This window comes from Paraburkholderia phytofirmans (assembly GCF_046028095.1).
Taxonomy (GTDB): Bacteria; Pseudomonadota; Gammaproteobacteria; order Burkholderiales; family Burkholderiaceae; genus Paraburkholderia; species Paraburkholderia phytofirmans_A.
This window is the reverse complement of record NZ_JAQQDJ010000015.1, coordinates 73,091-88,049: the sequence shown is the minus strand read 5'-3', so window position 1 is coordinate 88,049 and position 14,959 is coordinate 73,091. Positions and strand designations below refer to the sequence as shown.

The 14,959-nt window shown below is 64.0% G+C and carries 14 protein-coding genes; 10 read left to right on the top strand and 4 right to left on the bottom strand.

Going from position 1 to position 14,959, the window contains the following annotated elements:
* Positions 1-49 precede the first annotated feature (49 nt).
* The 9 genes from upp (at position 50) to rng (ending at position 8,875) form a co-directional block, all read left to right on the top strand.
* Positions 50-700: a uracil phosphoribosyltransferase gene (gene upp / locus PQR54_RS32435; RefSeq protein ID WP_011487457.1), complete on the top strand. Its 651-nt coding sequence runs from the start codon at positions 50-52 to the stop codon at positions 698-700.
* Positions 701-1,185: 485 nt separating this feature from the next.
* Positions 1,186-1,914, top strand: coding sequence for a YebC/PmpR family DNA-binding transcriptional regulator (locus PQR54_RS32430; protein WP_106280309.1), 729 nt, complete (start codon positions 1,186-1,188; stop codon positions 1,912-1,914).
* 253 nt (positions 1,915-2,167) lie between these two features.
* On the top strand, positions 2,168-3,466 hold the full coding sequence (gene purD / locus PQR54_RS32425; RefSeq protein ID WP_408252906.1) for a phosphoribosylamine--glycine ligase: 1,299 nt from the start codon (positions 2,168-2,170) through the stop codon (positions 3,464-3,466).
* A gap of 293 nt (positions 3,467-3,759) precedes the next feature.
* Entirely contained in the window at positions 3,760-4,683 is a 924-nt protein-coding gene (hemF, locus tag PQR54_RS32420; RefSeq protein ID WP_408252904.1) for an oxygen-dependent coproporphyrinogen oxidase, read from the top strand.
* Between the two features lie 49 nt (positions 4,684-4,732).
* Positions 4,733-5,449, top strand: a complete 717-nt coding sequence (locus tag PQR54_RS32415; RefSeq protein WP_408253022.1) for a nicotinate-nucleotide adenylyltransferase — start codon at positions 4,733-4,735, stop codon at positions 5,447-5,449.
* 5 nt (positions 5,450-5,454) lie between these two features.
* Positions 5,455-5,913 (top strand): ribosome silencing factor, encoded by a 459-nt coding sequence (rsfS, locus tag PQR54_RS32410; protein ID WP_408252902.1) that lies wholly within the window; start codon positions 5,455-5,457, stop codon positions 5,911-5,913.
* Between the two features lie 74 nt (positions 5,914-5,987).
* Positions 5,988-6,458, top strand: a complete 471-nt coding sequence (gene rlmH / locus PQR54_RS32405) for a 23S rRNA (pseudouridine(1915)-N(3))-methyltransferase RlmH (RefSeq protein ID WP_106306677.1) — start codon at positions 5,988-5,990, stop codon at positions 6,456-6,458.
* A gap of 308 nt (positions 6,459-6,766) precedes the next feature.
* Positions 6,767-7,396 carry a Maf family protein gene (locus tag PQR54_RS32400; protein ID WP_408252900.1) on the top strand — a complete coding sequence of 210 codons (630 nt, stop codon included), beginning with the start codon at positions 6,767-6,769 and terminating at the stop codon, positions 7,394-7,396.
* 9 nt (positions 7,397-7,405) lie between these two features.
* On the top strand, positions 7,406-8,875 hold the full coding sequence (gene rng / locus PQR54_RS32395) for a ribonuclease G (RefSeq protein ID WP_012432329.1): 1,470 nt from the start codon (positions 7,406-7,408) through the stop codon (positions 8,873-8,875).
* 83 nt (positions 8,876-8,958) lie between these two features.
* Here the strand turns inward: rng and PQR54_RS32390 are convergent, their stop codons facing one another.
* From PQR54_RS32390 to PQR54_RS32375, 4 genes are all read right to left on the bottom strand, one after another.
* Positions 8,959-9,921, bottom strand: a complete 963-nt coding sequence (locus tag PQR54_RS32390) for an AraC family transcriptional regulator (RefSeq protein ID WP_408252898.1) — start codon at positions 9,919-9,921, stop codon at positions 8,959-8,961.
* A 79-nt stretch (positions 9,922-10,000) separates the two neighbouring features.
* The gene (locus tag PQR54_RS32385; protein ID WP_408252896.1) at positions 10,001-11,107 is read right to left on the bottom strand and encodes a porin; all 1,107 of its coding nucleotides are present in this window, start codon (positions 11,105-11,107) and stop codon (positions 10,001-10,003) included.
* Positions 11,108-11,405: 298 nt separating this feature from the next.
* A complete protein-coding gene (locus tag PQR54_RS32380; RefSeq protein ID WP_408252894.1) occupies positions 11,406-12,182 on the bottom strand; it encodes an IclR family transcriptional regulator in 777 nt (258 codons plus the stop codon).
* A gap of 26 nt (positions 12,183-12,208) precedes the next feature.
* Positions 12,209-13,351, bottom strand: coding sequence for an FAD-dependent monooxygenase (locus tag PQR54_RS32375; protein WP_408252892.1), 1,143 nt, complete (start codon positions 13,349-13,351; stop codon positions 12,209-12,211).
* A gap of 283 nt (positions 13,352-13,634) precedes the next feature.
* Between PQR54_RS32375 and PQR54_RS32370 the strand changes: the two genes are divergently transcribed.
* On the top strand, positions 13,635-14,957 hold the full coding sequence (locus PQR54_RS32370; protein ID WP_408252890.1) for a Rieske 2Fe-2S domain-containing protein: 1,323 nt from the start codon (positions 13,635-13,637) through the stop codon (positions 14,955-14,957).
* The last annotated feature ends 2 nt before the right edge of the window (positions 14,958-14,959 follow it).

Here is a 14,959-nt window from a genome sequence, read left to right as displayed (position 1 = left end):
CGCGCGGCGCGCCGAACCGATCCCTCTAGCCGCCCCGTGCGCACCCGCCATGACCCAGGACAGCCGTTTTCCCAATCTCTTCATCCTCGATCACCCGCTGATCCAGCACAAGCTGTCGCATATGCGCGACCGGGATACTTCGACCCGCACGTTCCGCGAACTGCTGCGTGAAATCACGCTGCTGATGGGCTATGAAATCACCCGCAATCTACCCATGACCACGCGCCGCCTGACCACGCCGCTCGTCGAGATCGACGCGCCGGTGATCGCCGGCAAGAAACTGGCGATCGTGCCGGTGCTGCGGGCGGGCATCGGCATGTCGGACGGCCTGCTGGAACTCGTGCCGTCGGCGCGGGTGGGCCACATCGGTGTATATCGCGCCGAGGACCATCGGCCGGTCGAATACCTGGTGCGCCTGCCGGATCTCGAAGACCGCGTGTTCATTCTGTGCGACCCGATGGTCGCGACCGGCTATTCCGCCGTGCACGCGGTCGACGTGCTCAAGCGCCGCAACGTGGCCGGCGAGAACATCCTGTTTCTCGCGCTGGTCGCCGCGCCCGAAGGCGTGCAGGTGTTCCAGGACGCCCATCCGGACGTCAAGCTGTATGTCGCCTCGCTCGATTCGCATCTGAACGAGCACGCGTACATCGTGCCGGGTCTCGGCGACGCCGGCGACCGCCTGTTCGGCACGAAAAACTGAAAGCGGCCAGAAAAGCGCGTGACGGCGTGCGCCAGCCGCCGTCGCCACGCACTTTTCGCGGCGTTGGCCGCTATCTCGTCCTCTGCCGCCCCCCTGCGGCGTGATAAAATTCGAATCCGCTCAAAGAGCGGCTCAACTCGCATTACCGTTGACCACACCGCCTGGCGCACCGCGCCTTTCGCGGGGCCTGGCAGGCCGGCGCGGCGTTTGCCGCGTGCCAGCCGCACCGCCCCGTCCCAATCGCGCTGCCGACTCGCGGTCCCGCCAGCCGGGCCCGGCTGGCCGTGATCAGGCGCGAGACGCCCAGCCACGGGCGGTTGGCCATGAACAGTTGAGCCGGACAGTCAGGCAGCGGGCGGGTTGACAGCGAGGCGCACAATACCGCGAACGCGCGCACTGGCGCGCGAACACGAGCAAGCGCCCGACATCGCAACGACAATTGCACAATGCGTGCGCCCCACTGGCGCGCGCGATGGAGAATAGGTATGGCGGGTCATTCGAAATGGGCCAACATCAAGCATAAGAAAGCAGCGGCCGACGCCAAGCGCGGCAAGGTCTGGACGCGGCTCATCAAGGAAATCCAGGTCGCGGCGCGCATGGGCGGCGGCGACATCGACTCGAACCCGCGTCTGCGGCTCGCCGTCGAAAAGGCGTACGACGCCAACATGCCGAAAGATAACGTCAACCGCGCGATCCAGCGTGGCGTGGGCGGCGTGGACGGCGCAAGCTACGAGGAAATCCGCTACGAAGGCTACGGCATCGGCGGCGCGGCGGTGATTGTTGACACCATGACCGACAACCGCACGCGTACGGTGGCGGAAGTGCGTCACGCGTTCTCGAAGAACGGCGGCAACATGGGCACGGACGGCTCGGTGTCGTTCATGTTCGATCATGTCGGCCAGTTCCTGTTCGCGCCCGGCACGGCGGAAGACAAGCTGATGGAAGCCGCGCTCGAAGCCGGCGCCGACGACGTCGTTACGAACGAAGACGGCAGTATCGAAGTGCTGTGCCCGCCGAACGATTTCCCGAAGGTGAAGTCGGCGCTGGAAGCCGCGGGCTTCAAGGCCGAACTGGCCGAGGTGACGATGAAACCTCAGACGGAAGTCGAGTTCACGGGCGAAGACGCCGTGAAAATGCAGAAGCTGCTCGACGCGCTGGAGAATCTGGACGACGTGCAGGAAGTCTATACAAACGCCGCGATCGCCGACGAATGAGCGCGCCCCGGCGGCGCGTGCTGCGTGGCGCATGCACTTTCACTTGCATCGCACCACGCCCGCGCCGCCGGCCGGCCCTCGCGTCGTTGCTGAGCAGGCGTGCGTGTGGCCTCACGCCGCGCGACCACCCGGGTTCGCACTGTGCCCTGCGCGCCGCCACCGGCTGCTGCGGGCCTCATGCGAACCTTGCTGTCTTTCCACGGCTGAGCGTGCTGCGTCAGCCGTTTATGGTTTTTAAGTCTCGGGGATTCACATGAAGTTACTCGTCGTCGGTTCCGGCGGTCGCGAACATGCACTTGCATGGAAGCTCGCGCAATCGCCGCGGGTTCAGCTCGTCTACGTTGCTCCGGGCAACGGCGGCACCGCCCAGGACGAGCGTCTGCGCAACGTCAACATCACCGAGCCGGCTGCGCTCGCCGATTTCGTCGAACAGGAACAGATCGCCTTCACGCTGGTCGGGCCGGAGGCGCCGCTCGCGGCCGGCATCGTCAATCTGTTCCGCTCGCGCGGTCTGAAGATTTTCGGACCGACCAAAGAAGCTGCTCAGCTCGAAAGCTCGAAAGACTTCGCCAAGGCGTTCATGAAGCGCCACGCGATCCCCACGGCCGAATACGAAACCTTCGCCGACGTCGCCGCCGCGCACGCGTATCTCGACGCCAGGGGCGCGCCGATCGTCATCAAGGCCGACGGCCTCGCGGCGGGCAAGGGCGTAGTGGTCGCGCAAACGCTGGAAGAAGCGCACGCCGCGGTCGACATGATGCTGTCGGACAACAAGCTCGGCGACGCCGGCGCGCGTGTCGTGATCGAGGAATTCCTCGCCGGCGAGGAAGCGAGCTTCATCGTGATGGTCGACGGCAAACATGTGCTGGCGCTCGCGTCGAGCCAGGATCACAAGCGTCTGCTCGACGGCGACCAGGGTCCGAACACGGGCGGCATGGGCGCTTACTCGCCCGCGCCGATCGTCACGCCGCAACTGCACGCCCGGGTGATGCGCGAAATCATCCTGCCCACGGTGCGCGGCATGGAGAAGGAAGGCATCCGCTATACGGGTTTCCTGTACGCCGGTCTGATGATCGACGCGCAAGGCAACCCGAAAACGCTCGAATTCAACTGCCGCATGGGCGACCCCGAAACGCAGCCGATCATGGCGCGTCTGAAGGGCGACTATTCGAAGGTGGTCGAGCAGGCGATTGCCGGCACGCTGGATACGGTGGAACTGGAGTGGGATCGCCGCACCGCGCTCGGCGTCGTGCTCGCTGCGTACAACTATCCGGACACGCCGCGCAAGGGCGACCGCATCAACGACATTCCCGCTGAAACCGCGGATTCGGTCACGTTCCACGCCGGCACCACGCTGGCGGACGGCAAGCTGACCACCTCGGGCGGCCGCGTACTGTGCGTGGTGGGTCTGGCGGATTCGGTGCGCAGCGCGCAGTCGGTCGCGTACGAAACGATCAACCAGATCTCGTTCGACGGCATGCAGTATCGCCGCGACATCGGCTACCGTGCGTTGAACCGCAAGCACGACGGCAAGACGGACGGCAAGCACTAAGCTACGACCCCACTCGCCCGCGTGCGGCGCCAACGGCGCTACACTGCGGGTTTTCTCGTCGGGTTATGCGTCGCTGCCGGCGCCCACCGCATGACCGTGAGCCGATATGAGCGAACCGGCGTTGGCCCGACGTAGCCTGACCAAAGCCCGCCGCGGCGGCAATATCCCGGCCGCCCGAAGCGAAAAACCGTATGGCCGCGCCTTCGCAGGTTTCACCCTGACGCAAGCCCGGCCGTCGCCCTTCACGAAGAACCCGCGGCACGACGAGCGTGCCGCCCTCAGCATCTGCATTCATGACCGATTCGAGCTACGACGCACAGGCCGTGCGCAGCTGGCTGCAAGGCCTGCAAACGCATATCGCGGACACGCTCGGCGCGTTCGACGGCACGCCGTTCGCCACCGACGCATGGCAGCGCGCGCCCGGCGAGAAGCTGCGCGGCGGCGGCTACACACGGATTCTGGAAGGCGGCAAGTTCTTCGAGCGGGCCGGCATCGGTTTCTCGGACGTGGCGGGCGACGCGTTGCCCGGCTCGGCGAGCGCGGCCCGTCCGCAACTGGCCGGTCGCGGCTTCGAGGCGATGGGCGTGTCGCTCGTGCTGCATCCGCACAATCCGCACTGCCCGACCGTGCATATGAACGTGCGTCTGCTGATCGCGACCAAGGCCGGCGAAGAGCCGGTGTTCTGGTTCGGCGGCGGCATGGATCTCACGCCCTACTACGGCTACGAGGAAGACGCGCAGCATTTCCATCGCACCTGCCGCGACGCGCTGCAACCTTATGGCGCGGACCTCTACCCAAGTTTCAAGCGCTGGTGCGACGAGTATTTCTTCCTCAAGCACCGCAACGAAGCGCGCGGCATCGGCGGAATTTTCTTCGACGATTTCTCGGCGCCAGGCTTCGATCAATCGTTCGCGATGCTCAGGAGCGTAGGCGACGCGTTCCTCAAAGCGTACCTGCCGATCATCGAAAAGCGCCGCAACATTCCGTACGGTCAGGCCGAGCGTGATTTCCAGGCGTACCGGCGCGGGCGCTACGTCGAGTTCAATCTGGTCTTCGACCGTGGCACACTGTTCGGGCTGCAGAGCGGCGGGCGCACGGAATCGATCCTGATGTCCATGCCGCCTGTGGTGAACTGGCGCTACAACTGGCACCCCGAACCGGGCACGCCGGAAGCGCGTCTTTATAGCGATTTTCTCGTGCCGCGCGAGTGGGTGTGAGGCTCAGGCCCGCACCGCGCCGCGCATCGTCACGACAAAGGATCTTCACCTGAAGCCGAACGCTCATCCTGTTGCCCTGCCTCGCCGGATCGGACTGCTCGGCGGCACTTTCGATCCGATCCACGACGGCCACCTCGCGCTCGCGCGGCGTTTCGCACACGTGCTGAACCTGACCGAACTCGTGCTGCTGCCAGCTGGCCAGCCCTGGCAGAAAGCGGACGTCTCGCCGGCCGTGCATCGGCTTGCCATGACGCGCGCGGCGGCTAGCGAACTCGTGCTGCCGGGCGCCACCGTGCGCGTCGCGACCGACGAAATCGAGCACGACGGCCCGACTTACACGGTCGACACGCTGCAACGCTGGCGGGAACGCGAAGGCGAGGACGCCTCGCTTGCGCTCCTGATCGGCGCGGATCAACTGGTGCATCTCGACACATGGCGCGACTGGCGGCGCCTGTTCGACTATGCGCATATTTGCGCGGCCACGCGGCCCGGCTTCGACCTCGCGTCGATTCCTGCCGTGGTCGCAAAAGAAATCGACGCGCGCCGTGCCCGCGCCGACGTTCTGCAAGCCACGCCCTGCGGCCACTTGCTGATCGATACGACGCTTGCGTTCAACGTTTCGGCCACCGACATTCGCGCGCATCTGCGCGAACAGGTGAGCCAGCGGCTCGCCCTCGCAGGCGACGAACAGCAAGACCAGGCGGCGAGCCATGTCCCCACCGCGGTGTGGGACTATATTCTTCAACATCATCTGTACCACCGGTAACCTCAATGGATATTCGCAAACTGCAACGCGTGATCGTCGACGCTCTCGAAGACGTCAAGGCGCAAGACATCAAGGTGTTCAACACCAGCCACCTGACCGCGCTGTTCGATCGCGTGATCGTCGCGAGCGGCACCTCCAACCGCCAGACCAAGGCGCTCGCTTCTAGCGTGCGCGAGAGCGTCAAGGAAAACGGCGGCGACATCGTCAGTACCGAGGGTGAGGACGTCGGCGAATGGGTGCTGGTGGATTGCGGCGACGCGATCGTGCACATCCTGCAACCGGCGCTGCGCCAGTACTACAACCTCGAGGAAATCTGGGGCGACAAGCCGGTGCGCATCAAGCTGTCCACGCCAGATCCGTTCGGCGGCGCGCGTTCGAGCGAACCCGATGAAGACGAGGACGAAGACGGCGACGCGCCGGCTGTGAAAAAGCCCGCGCGCAAGACGGCCGCACGCCGCAAGTAAGTCAGTCAGCCGGCGGGCTGCGGGCGCTTCACAACGCCCTGGTCCGTGATGACATTCGCGTTTTTCGATCCGTCATGAAACTGCATATCCTCGCCGTCGGCCACAAGATGCCGGACTGGATCGCCACCGGCTTCGACGAATACGCGAAGCGCATGCCGCCCGAGCTGCGCATCGAGTTGCGCGAAATCAAACCCGAGCAGCGCTCGTCGGGACGGCAGGCGGACAGCGTGATGGCCGCCGAGCGGCTGAAAATCGAAGCCGCGTTGCCGAAGAACGCGCGCATTGTCGCGCTCGACGAACGCGGCAAGGACTGGACCACCATGCAGCTCGCCGGCGCCCTGCCCGGCTGGCAGCAGGACGGACGCGACGTGGCGTTCCTGATCGGCGGCGCCGATGGGCTCGATCCTCAGTTGAAAGCGCGTGCCGATATGCTGCTGCGCGTCTCAAGCCTGACCTTGCCGCATGCGATGGTCCGCGTGCTGCTGGCCGAACAGCTTTACCGCGCATGGACCATCACGCAAAATCACCCCTATCATCGCGTGTGAGCAAACGAGGCGGCGCGCAGAATGCGCGGCGCGGGCGCGCGTTGCTGGTCGCGACGTCAAGTCGCGTCTCGTAGCGGCGTCTTGTAGTCGCGTGTCTTAGTCGCGCCTTGTATCGCACGTTCGGATCGCGCCTTGTCGCCGTGTTTTTCGGGCCGCATTTGCCGCGCTGGGTGACGCGCATGCTGGCGTGCACAACGGCGTGCGCGCAGTACGCGTCGTCATGCTCGCACCGCTGATTTGCCCACCGCATTGATCGACGCCCGACACCTGTCGCGCCCTCACGCAATCCGCTTCATCGAGACCTGTTCATGTCCACGTCCGCCGCTTCGCTGCATCCGTTCGTCTACCTCGCTTCGCAAAGTCCACGCCGCCAGGAGTTGTTGCAACAGCTCGGCGTGCGTTTCGAACTGCTGCTGCCGCGCCCCGATGAAGACGCCGAAGCGCTCGAAGCCGAGCTGCCCGGCGAACGCGCGCACGACTACGTGCAGCGGGTGTGCATCGCCAAGGCGCATGCCGCGCGCGCGCGCCTCGTGGCCGGCGGCCATGCCGCACGGCCGATTCTGGTTGCGGATACAACCGTCACGATCGACGACGCGATTCTCGGCAAGCCCGTCGATGCCGACGACGCCGTCGCGATGCTCAAGCGCCTCGCCGGCCGCGATCACGAAGTGCTGACCGCCGTGGCCGTGGTCGATGCCGAAGGCGCGCTGCTGCCGGCCGCGCTATCCGTGTCGAAGGTGCGTTTTGCTGCACTGCACGCAGACGCGATCCGCCGCTATGCGGCGAGCGGCGAGCCGCTCGGCAAGGCGGGCGCGTACGGCGTGCAGGGGCGCGCCGCGGAGTTTATCGAGCATATCGACGGGTCCTATTCAGGTATCATGGGTTTGCCGCTTTTTGAATGCGCTGCCCTCCTGCGTGCAGCGCGCATCGACTTCTAAAATAACACCATGAATGAAGAAATCCTGATCAATGTCACGCCGCAGGAAACGCGCGTCGCGCTGGTCCAGCAAGGCGCCGTCCAGGAACTTCACGTCGAACGAACGCTGTCGCGCGGCCGCGTCGGCAACGTCTATCTCGGCAAGGTCGTACGCGTGTTGCCGGGCATGCAATCCGCCTTCATCGACATCGGTCTCGAACGCGCCGCGTTCCTTCACGTCGCCGACATCTGGCACCCGCGCATTGCCGGCGAACCGCAGCATCAGACACCGCATCAGCCGATCGAGAAAATCGTCTTCGAAGGTCAGACGCTGATGGTGCAAGTCGTGAAGGATCCGATCGGCACCAAGGGCGCGCGCCTGTCCACGCAAGTGAGCATTGCCGGTCGCACGCTCGTATATCTGCCGCAGGAGCCGCATATCGGCATCTCGCAGAAGATCGAGAGCGAAGCCGAGCGTGAAGCCGTGCGTGCGCGTCTGACCGCCGTGCTGCCCGCGGATGAGAAAGGCGGCTACATCGTGCGCACCATCGCGGAAGATGCCACCAGCGAAGAGCTGGCCGGCGACGTCGCGTATCTGCGCAAGACGTGGGCGACGATTCTGTCCCAAGGTCAGCGCATGCCGCCCACTAGTCTGCTGTATCAGGATCTGAATCTCGCGCAACGCGTGCTGCGCGATTTCGTCAACGATGAGTCGTCGCGCATTCAGGTCGACTCGCGCGAGACGTATCAGATGCTGGCGGATTTCGCGGCTGAGTTCACGCCCGCGGTGTCGTCGAAGCTGCACCACTACACCGGCGAGCGGCCTCTCTTCGATCTGTACAACATCGAGGCGGAAATTCAGCGCGCGTTGTCGCGACGCGTGGATTTGAAGTCGGGCGGCTATCTCGTGATCGACCAGACCGAGGCGATGACGACCATCGACGTGAATACCGGCGGCTACGTCGGCGCGCGCAACTTCGACGATACGATCTTCAAGACCAACCTCGAAGCCGCGCACACCATTGCGCGGCAATTACGTCTGCGCAATCTGGGCGGCGTGATCATTATCGACTTCATCGATATGGAGAACGTGGAGCATCGCGATCAGGTGCTGGGCGAATTGAAGAAGGCGTTGTCGCGCGATCGCACGCGTGTGACGGTGAATGGGTTCTCGCAGCTCGGGCTTGTGGAGATGACGCGCAAGCGCACGCGTGAGTCGCTCGCGCATGTGCTGTGCGAGCCTTGTCCGGTTTGTCAGGGTAAGGGGCAAGTCAAGACGCCGCGTACGGTGTGTTACGACGTGCTACGCGAGATTCTGCGCGAGTCGCGGCAGTTCAATCCGCGCGAGTTTCGCGTGGTGGCTTCGCAGCAGGTGATCGATCTGTTTCTTGAAGAGGAGTCGCAGCATTTGGCAATGCTGATTGATTTTATCGGCAAGCCGGTGTCGCTGCAGGTGGAGTCGAACTTGAGTCAGGAGCAGTACGATATCGTGTTGATGTGACTTTCACAAAGTCTCAAGCGTGATCGTCCATCGCCTCGCAAAAAAGCCTGTCGCCAGTTCAAACGGCGCCGCCCATAGGCGCCTCAACTTTGTGTAGCCAGCTCGTCGCGCGCGTGCGCACTGCGCGCGTAACGCCGTGGCGCCATCCCCGACCAGCGGTGAAATGCTCGTGCAAATGCCTTCTCCGAGGTATAGCCGACCGTTTCCGCAATCTCGATCAAGGTCCGTCTGCCGCGCGTCAATTCACCGCTCGCGAGATACATCCTGTATGCAGTCAGATGGCCGATCGGCGTCTCGCCGACCACTTCCATGAACCGCGCGCTGAATCGCGAACGCGACATGCCTGCAGCCGCCGCGAGCCCCGCGACGCTCCACTCGTGGCACGGCTCGCGATGAATCAGCGCCACTGCGCGTCCAATCTGCGGATCGGCAAGTCCGCGCAACCAGCCGGACTGATTCGCCGTCGACTGCAAATGCGCGCGCAGCAACTGAACGAATAGCACGTCGGAGAGCCGGGACGCCGCGATCGCCCAGCCGGGTTGGCAGGCCATCGACTCCTGAATGAAACTTTGCAACGTGCTCACCAGCCACGGCGCCACGGCCGTGTCGTCCGCGCGCACGTGGATCAGCCTCTGCAACACCGAGAAAAGTGGACTGCGAATGATGTCCCGATAAACGACGATGCCGGTATAGAGCTCACTGGTGGCGCCCCCGCCGCCCGCGGTGAATTCGAGCGGCGTATCCAGGCGTGGCTGAATGCCCTTGTCGGCCATCAGCGAATCGAATGGCACGGGCCGTTCGTCGAGCGACGACGCCATGATGTGTTCGTCGCCATGCGGCAGCAACACGAAATCGCCCGGCTTGACATGCACGGGCGGCTCGCCCGCGACGCTCAGATAGAACGGACTGCCGGTGCACATACGAAACGATGCGCCGGACACCGCGGGTTTGCGAATCGCCCACGGCGCACTCAGCGTGAAGCGCCCGGTGACCACAGCGTCGGCACGCAAGTCGGCGAGAATGTCGCTCAGAAGATCGGTTGCCATCGTGGTTCTCCGTACATCGCACCAAGGCGGAAGCGCGCTCGACGGACCCCGCTACAGGGCCCGGTTAAGCTTCGCGCGCTCAGAAGCGCTGCTGGATTCCCGCCATGACGCCAAGCTGATTTTCGCCGGTGACCACCGATCCGCCCGCTGCCACCGCCGCCGCGCCGCGCGAACTATTCGTGATGTAACCGACCGACGTGTACACCAACGTGCGTTTGGACAACTGGTAATTCACACGCCCCACGAACAAGGTCGAGTCCGACGTTTCGCGCAACAGATAGCGCAGCGCCTGAGCGTCAAATGATAGCGCCGGGGTTGCATAGTACGTAGCGCCCAAAAAATAAATGTCGGACTGGCTATGCGCCGCCGCCGATGTATTGCGGCGGATCCAGCCACCGCCAATCTTCGCCGGACCAAATTTGGCGTACGCGTCGACGATCGTGCGGGTGTCGGTGTCCGCCGGGTTCGACAGCGGCGCGGACGCTCCGGTCCCGCCGCGCATTACGTCATACGAGGCGGCAACGCCGAATTGCGGCGCGTCGTACGCGACCATCATCGTGTACTGGCGGCACGCCACGGGATCGCCGGCGACGTTGCCCGCGCAGTTCGTCGCGGACGGTCCGGCCGGGCCCGCCGCGTCACGGCCGGTGCTGTACGTGCCACCTATCGTGAAGCCATCGAACTTGCCGAGATAGCCCGCCGCATTGTCGCTGCGCGCGTTCGGCAGATAGCTGTCGAAGCTCGCCATCGAATGAATCGACGGTCCGATCACGTCGGCGTTCAGCAGCACGTACATCGACATGTTCATCTGGCGGCCGAGCGTCAGTGAACCGTACGGAGAACTCACGCCGACATTCGCCTGGCGGCCGAACAGGCGTCCGCCGTAGTTCAGCGCGCCGCTGTTCATCGCAAAACCGTTTTCCAGCACGAAGAACGTCTTGTAGCCGCCGCCAAGATCCTCGACGCCGCGCAGCCCGAAACGCGACGGCACTTCACCGGTCAGCGAAGGCATGCCGACGACCGAGCCGCCGCCCGTCGCGCGGTTGTAGTACTGGACGCCCGTATCGACGATGCCGTACAGCGTCACGCTGCTTTGCGCCTGCGCGCCGCCGGATGCGAATGCGAATGCGGATGCGGTAACCGCCGCCAGAAATGTCGCGGAAAGAGCTGTTCGTGTGACCTTCATTTTTCACCAAACCTTTATGCAGCCGTGCTTGTTAGTGTGGGTCTGGAGCCGGTCGCGACGACCGGTCTCCCCAAGGGCGCGTTGCACGAACAGCGTGCGGTTCCGATGCCGCACATCGCGCGTCGCGCATCGGCCGCCGCTCATCCGAAGATGTAGACGACGAGCAGATGAGGGGAATTCTTGGCGACGCAAAAAAGCGCGCCAAGGACCGGACCGCCCGAAAAAGTAGCCGATCGTCTCGATTTGGGAATCGACGACAGCGCCTGGACGACGCTGGATCAGAAGAAAGGAATTTGGCTTAGAGACTGGAACGGGACAGCGCGTCTGCTGCCGCCTTGATGCTGTTTTCGGCGGTCTGGTGCAGCGTCTTGTCCGCGGCAAATGCGGTATTCGGACCGGCAACGCTCACGGCCGCGAGCACCGAGCCGCGGCTGTCCCTGACCGCCGCCGCGCAGGAATCGATGCCGGCTTCGAGGCCCGAGTAGCTCCACGCGCAACCGTTGTTGCGCACGATGTCGAGCGCGAGCAGCAACGCGTCCCAATCGGGCGTGTCGTCGTCATGCGGATGATCGGCGTAAAGCGCGCGCAGCGCCGCTGGCTCGAGGTGAGCGAGCATGGCAAGGCCAGGTGTTGCGCGATGCGCAGGAATCCGGCTGCCGACGCGAATCCGGCTCACCAGCGGCGTGTCCGGCGTCTCGCACAGCAGATAGATGAGATTGGTCCCTTCCAGCACCGCAAGGTACGACGACAAGCCGGTCTTTTCGACCAAGCCGGCAAGCACCTGACGCGCGCGCGCCGTCAGGTCGGATCCACCGAGCGCACTGGCCGCAAGCGTCAAAAACGGCATGCCGAGACGATACGATCCACCAGTCGGATTCGCTTCGATCAACTCCGCGGCTTTGAGCGATTCGAGCAGCCGCATTACCGTCACGCGGTTCACGTTGATCTGCCGGGCGACGTCGCTCAGATTCGCGGTCGAGCCGCCGTCGGCAATGAACCGCAGCAGGCGGAACGCGCGCTCCACCGGCGATGCGGAATTGTCGGCGCTCTTCGAATTGTCGGGTGTGTCTGTCATCGATGCAGGTTGGGTGGTGAGCGCGGTTACGCCGGTTCCGGTGTGGGCTCCGCCAGCGGCACGGTCCACGCATCGTAACCGTAGACCCAATCGGCGTTGCCGCCGGTTTTGAGCCAGTTGTTGCCGCGCGAGCCGATCTGGATCTGCGCCGTGCGTTGCTGACGCGCATTCGCGTAGCGCAACAGCGCCGCGCCGAGGCCGTCCGGCGTGACGTCCGTCAATGCGCGCGAGAGCACGACCGCATCCTCGATGGCCATGCCCGCGCCTTGCGCCATGAACGGCATCATCGGATGGCAGGCGTCGCCGAGCAGCACCATGCGTTCGCCGGTCCATTTGGGCAACGGATCGCGAATATACAACGCCGACGCCAGTACCGTGTCGCACGCGGCGAGCAAGGCTCGGGCTTCGGGATGGAACGCGGCGTAGGCCTGCCTCAATGCGTCGGGGTCGCCGGGCGTGGTCCACGATTCATGCGTCCAGTCGGCCTGCGACGTGGTCGCGAAGATGAATACGTCGCGGCCCCGGTTGAGCGGGAACGTGACGATCTGCAGGTCGTCCGTCGGCCCCCACCATTTGACGAACGCACCGAGATCGCCGCCGTTCAGCCGCTCCGCCGGCACCACCGCGCGATACGACACGATGCCGGTGAACTGCGGCCGCTCGTCGCCGAACAGAAACTTGCGCACGCCCGAATGAATGCCGTCCGCGCCGATCAGCAGGTCGAACGCGTGAGTCGAGCCGTCGGCGAGCGTGACGGTGGCGCCCTCGCCGCTGTGGCCGAAGGCTTCGGTACGCTTGCCCAGATGCAGTTCGCCCGGCAGAAGCGCTCCTTCCAGCGCGGCCATCACGTCCGCGCGATGCATGGTCAACTGCGGCGCGCCGTACTTGCGCTCGGCTTCGTCCGACATGGCCAGCCGCGAGGTCTCCTCGCCGGTATCCCACATCCGGCTGATCCGCGCATTCGGCCGCGCCGCCGTTTCGCGCAACTGCGCGCCGACGCCAAGTCCGTCGAGCGCGCGGACCGCGTTGGGCGTCAGATTAATGTCCGCGCCAACACGCCCGAAGCGCTCCGCCTGTTCAAACACGGTGACCTGATGCCCGGCTTTGCGCAATGCGATTGCCGCTGCCAGTCCGCCAATTCCGCCACCGATGATCCCGATCTTCAGCATGTCCACTCTCGCGTAAATCGTCCCGTTTGTTCATTTTTGAACACATAGAACATAAATGAACAATTATTCTGAGGGCGTTTATTTTTGACGGCAAGCGAAAAAGACCTAGGGAAAAACCCGCTCCCATCGCCCGATCACGTGCAACGCAGGCCGAGACGATCGGCAACCTTTTTGGATTTTGAAGAGGTTGTGCGCCCCGTGGCTGTCGCGAAGAATTCGCTCATCGCAGGAGGTACATGGGCTAAAGCGCCGGGCTGCGTTTCCAATCACCGAGGACACAGACATGTTGAGTCAGGAAAAGAACAGGCTACTCACCCAGGTAGGTCCAGGCACGCCGATGGGCGACTATCTGCGCCGCTACTGGCATCCGGTCGCGGGCGTCAGCGAATTCGAAAAGAAAGCCGTGCGGCCGATCCGGCTGTTCAGCGAGGACCTCGTCCTCTTCAAGGACCTGAGCGGCAAATTCGGTCTCGTGCAGCGACGCTGTCCGCATCGCAACGCCGATCTCGCCTTCGGCTTCGTCGAGAAGTGTGGACTGCGTTGCGCGTATCACGGCTGGGAATTCGATGCGGGCGGCCAATGCACGCATCAGCCTTATGAAGAAATCGTCGATGCCGAAGCGCGGCTGCGTCAAAAGACCAAGATCACCGCCTACGAGGTGCGCGCGAAAGCCGGAATGATCTGGGCTTACATGGGCCCCACACCCGCGCCGGAATTGCCGGACTGGGAGCCGTTCAACTATACGAATGGCTTCGCGCAGGTCGTGATGGCGGAGATTCCGTGCAACTGGTTTCAATGCCAGGAGAACTCGATCGATCCGATCCATTTCGAATGGACGCACAACAACTGGACCGAGCGGCAACAGGACAGCCAGGCCGAACACGTGCCGACCCATTTGCGCACGCAGTACGAAGAGTTCGAGTACGGCTTCGTCTACAAGCGGCTGCGCGCGCATGAGAACGAAGAGAACCCGATGTGGACCACCGGCCGCGTGACGCTGTGGCCGAACGCTTTTTATCTGGGACACCACTTCGAATGGCGCGTGCCTATCGACGATGAAAACACGCTGAGTCTGCTGTGGGTGTTCAACAAGGTGCCAAAAGAACAGGAGCCCTACGTTCAGAAGCGTATCCCTTCCTGGTACGGGCCCGTGCGCGACGAAAACGGCGACTGGATCACGAGCCACGTGGCTAACCAGGACTTCGCCGCGTGGGTGGGCCAAGGCGCGATCACCGACCGCACCAAAGAGACGCTCGGCGCGAGCGACCGCGGCATCGTGATGCTGCGCCGACGTTTCTTCGAGGAACTCGAAGCCGTGGCTGCCGGCAAAACACCGAAAGGCCTGATCACCGATAGCGCCGTGAACCACGACGTCTATCTGCCTTCGGCTTGCCGCGATGAAATGCTGAACGGAATGACGCGTGAGGCGCTGTCGGCGCATCCGCTGCTCGGCGCCTATCTGCGCGACTTCATCGGGCAATACGGCCAGCCTGACGAAGTGCGTGAAGCGTATGAAGCCGCGATCGGGCAGAAGGTGAATCGCGCGCGCTTTTTCTCCGTGCACGGCGCGCGTCAGAAAGAAGAGCCCGAAACAGAGTCGTCCTGAAG

Excerpts from the sequence above, each read along its gene's own strand:
- PQR54_RS32380 (WP_408252894.1), bottom strand. The coding sequence starts at position 12,182 with ATGACAGACACACCCGACAATTCGAAGAGCGCCGACAATTCCGCATCG.
- rlmH (WP_106306677.1), top strand. The coding sequence starts at position 5,988 with ATGAAACTGCATATCCTCGCCGTCGGCCACAAGATGCCGGACTGGATC.
- PQR54_RS32430 (WP_106280309.1), top strand. The coding sequence starts at position 1,186 with ATGGCGGGTCATTCGAAATGGGCCAACATCAAGCATAAGAAAGCAGCG.
- PQR54_RS32375 (WP_408252892.1), bottom strand. The coding sequence starts at position 13,351 with ATGCTGAAGATCGGGATCATCGGTGGCGGAATTGGCGGACTGGCAGCG.
- upp (WP_011487457.1), top strand. The coding sequence starts at position 50 with ATGACCCAGGACAGCCGTTTTCCCAATCTCTTCATCCTCGATCACCCG.
- PQR54_RS32400 (WP_408252900.1), top strand. The coding sequence starts at position 6,767 with ATGTCCACGTCCGCCGCTTCGCTGCATCCGTTCGTCTACCTCGCTTCG.
- hemF (WP_408252904.1), top strand. The coding sequence starts at position 3,760 with ATGACCGATTCGAGCTACGACGCACAGGCCGTGCGCAGCTGGCTGCAA.
- PQR54_RS32390 (WP_408252898.1), bottom strand. The coding sequence starts at position 9,921 with ATGGCAACCGATCTTCTGAGCGACATTCTCGCCGACTTGCGTGCCGAC.
- rsfS (WP_408252902.1), top strand. The coding sequence starts at position 5,455 with ATGGATATTCGCAAACTGCAACGCGTGATCGTCGACGCTCTCGAAGAC.
- rng (WP_012432329.1), top strand. The coding sequence starts at position 7,406 with ATGAATGAAGAAATCCTGATCAATGTCACGCCGCAGGAAACGCGCGTC.
- PQR54_RS32385 (WP_408252896.1), bottom strand. The coding sequence starts at position 11,107 with ATGAAGGTCACACGAACAGCTCTTTCCGCGACATTTCTGGCGGCGGTT.
- PQR54_RS32370 (WP_408252890.1), top strand. The coding sequence starts at position 13,635 with ATGTTGAGTCAGGAAAAGAACAGGCTACTCACCCAGGTAGGTCCAGGC.
- purD (WP_408252906.1), top strand. The coding sequence starts at position 2,168 with ATGAAGTTACTCGTCGTCGGTTCCGGCGGTCGCGAACATGCACTTGCA.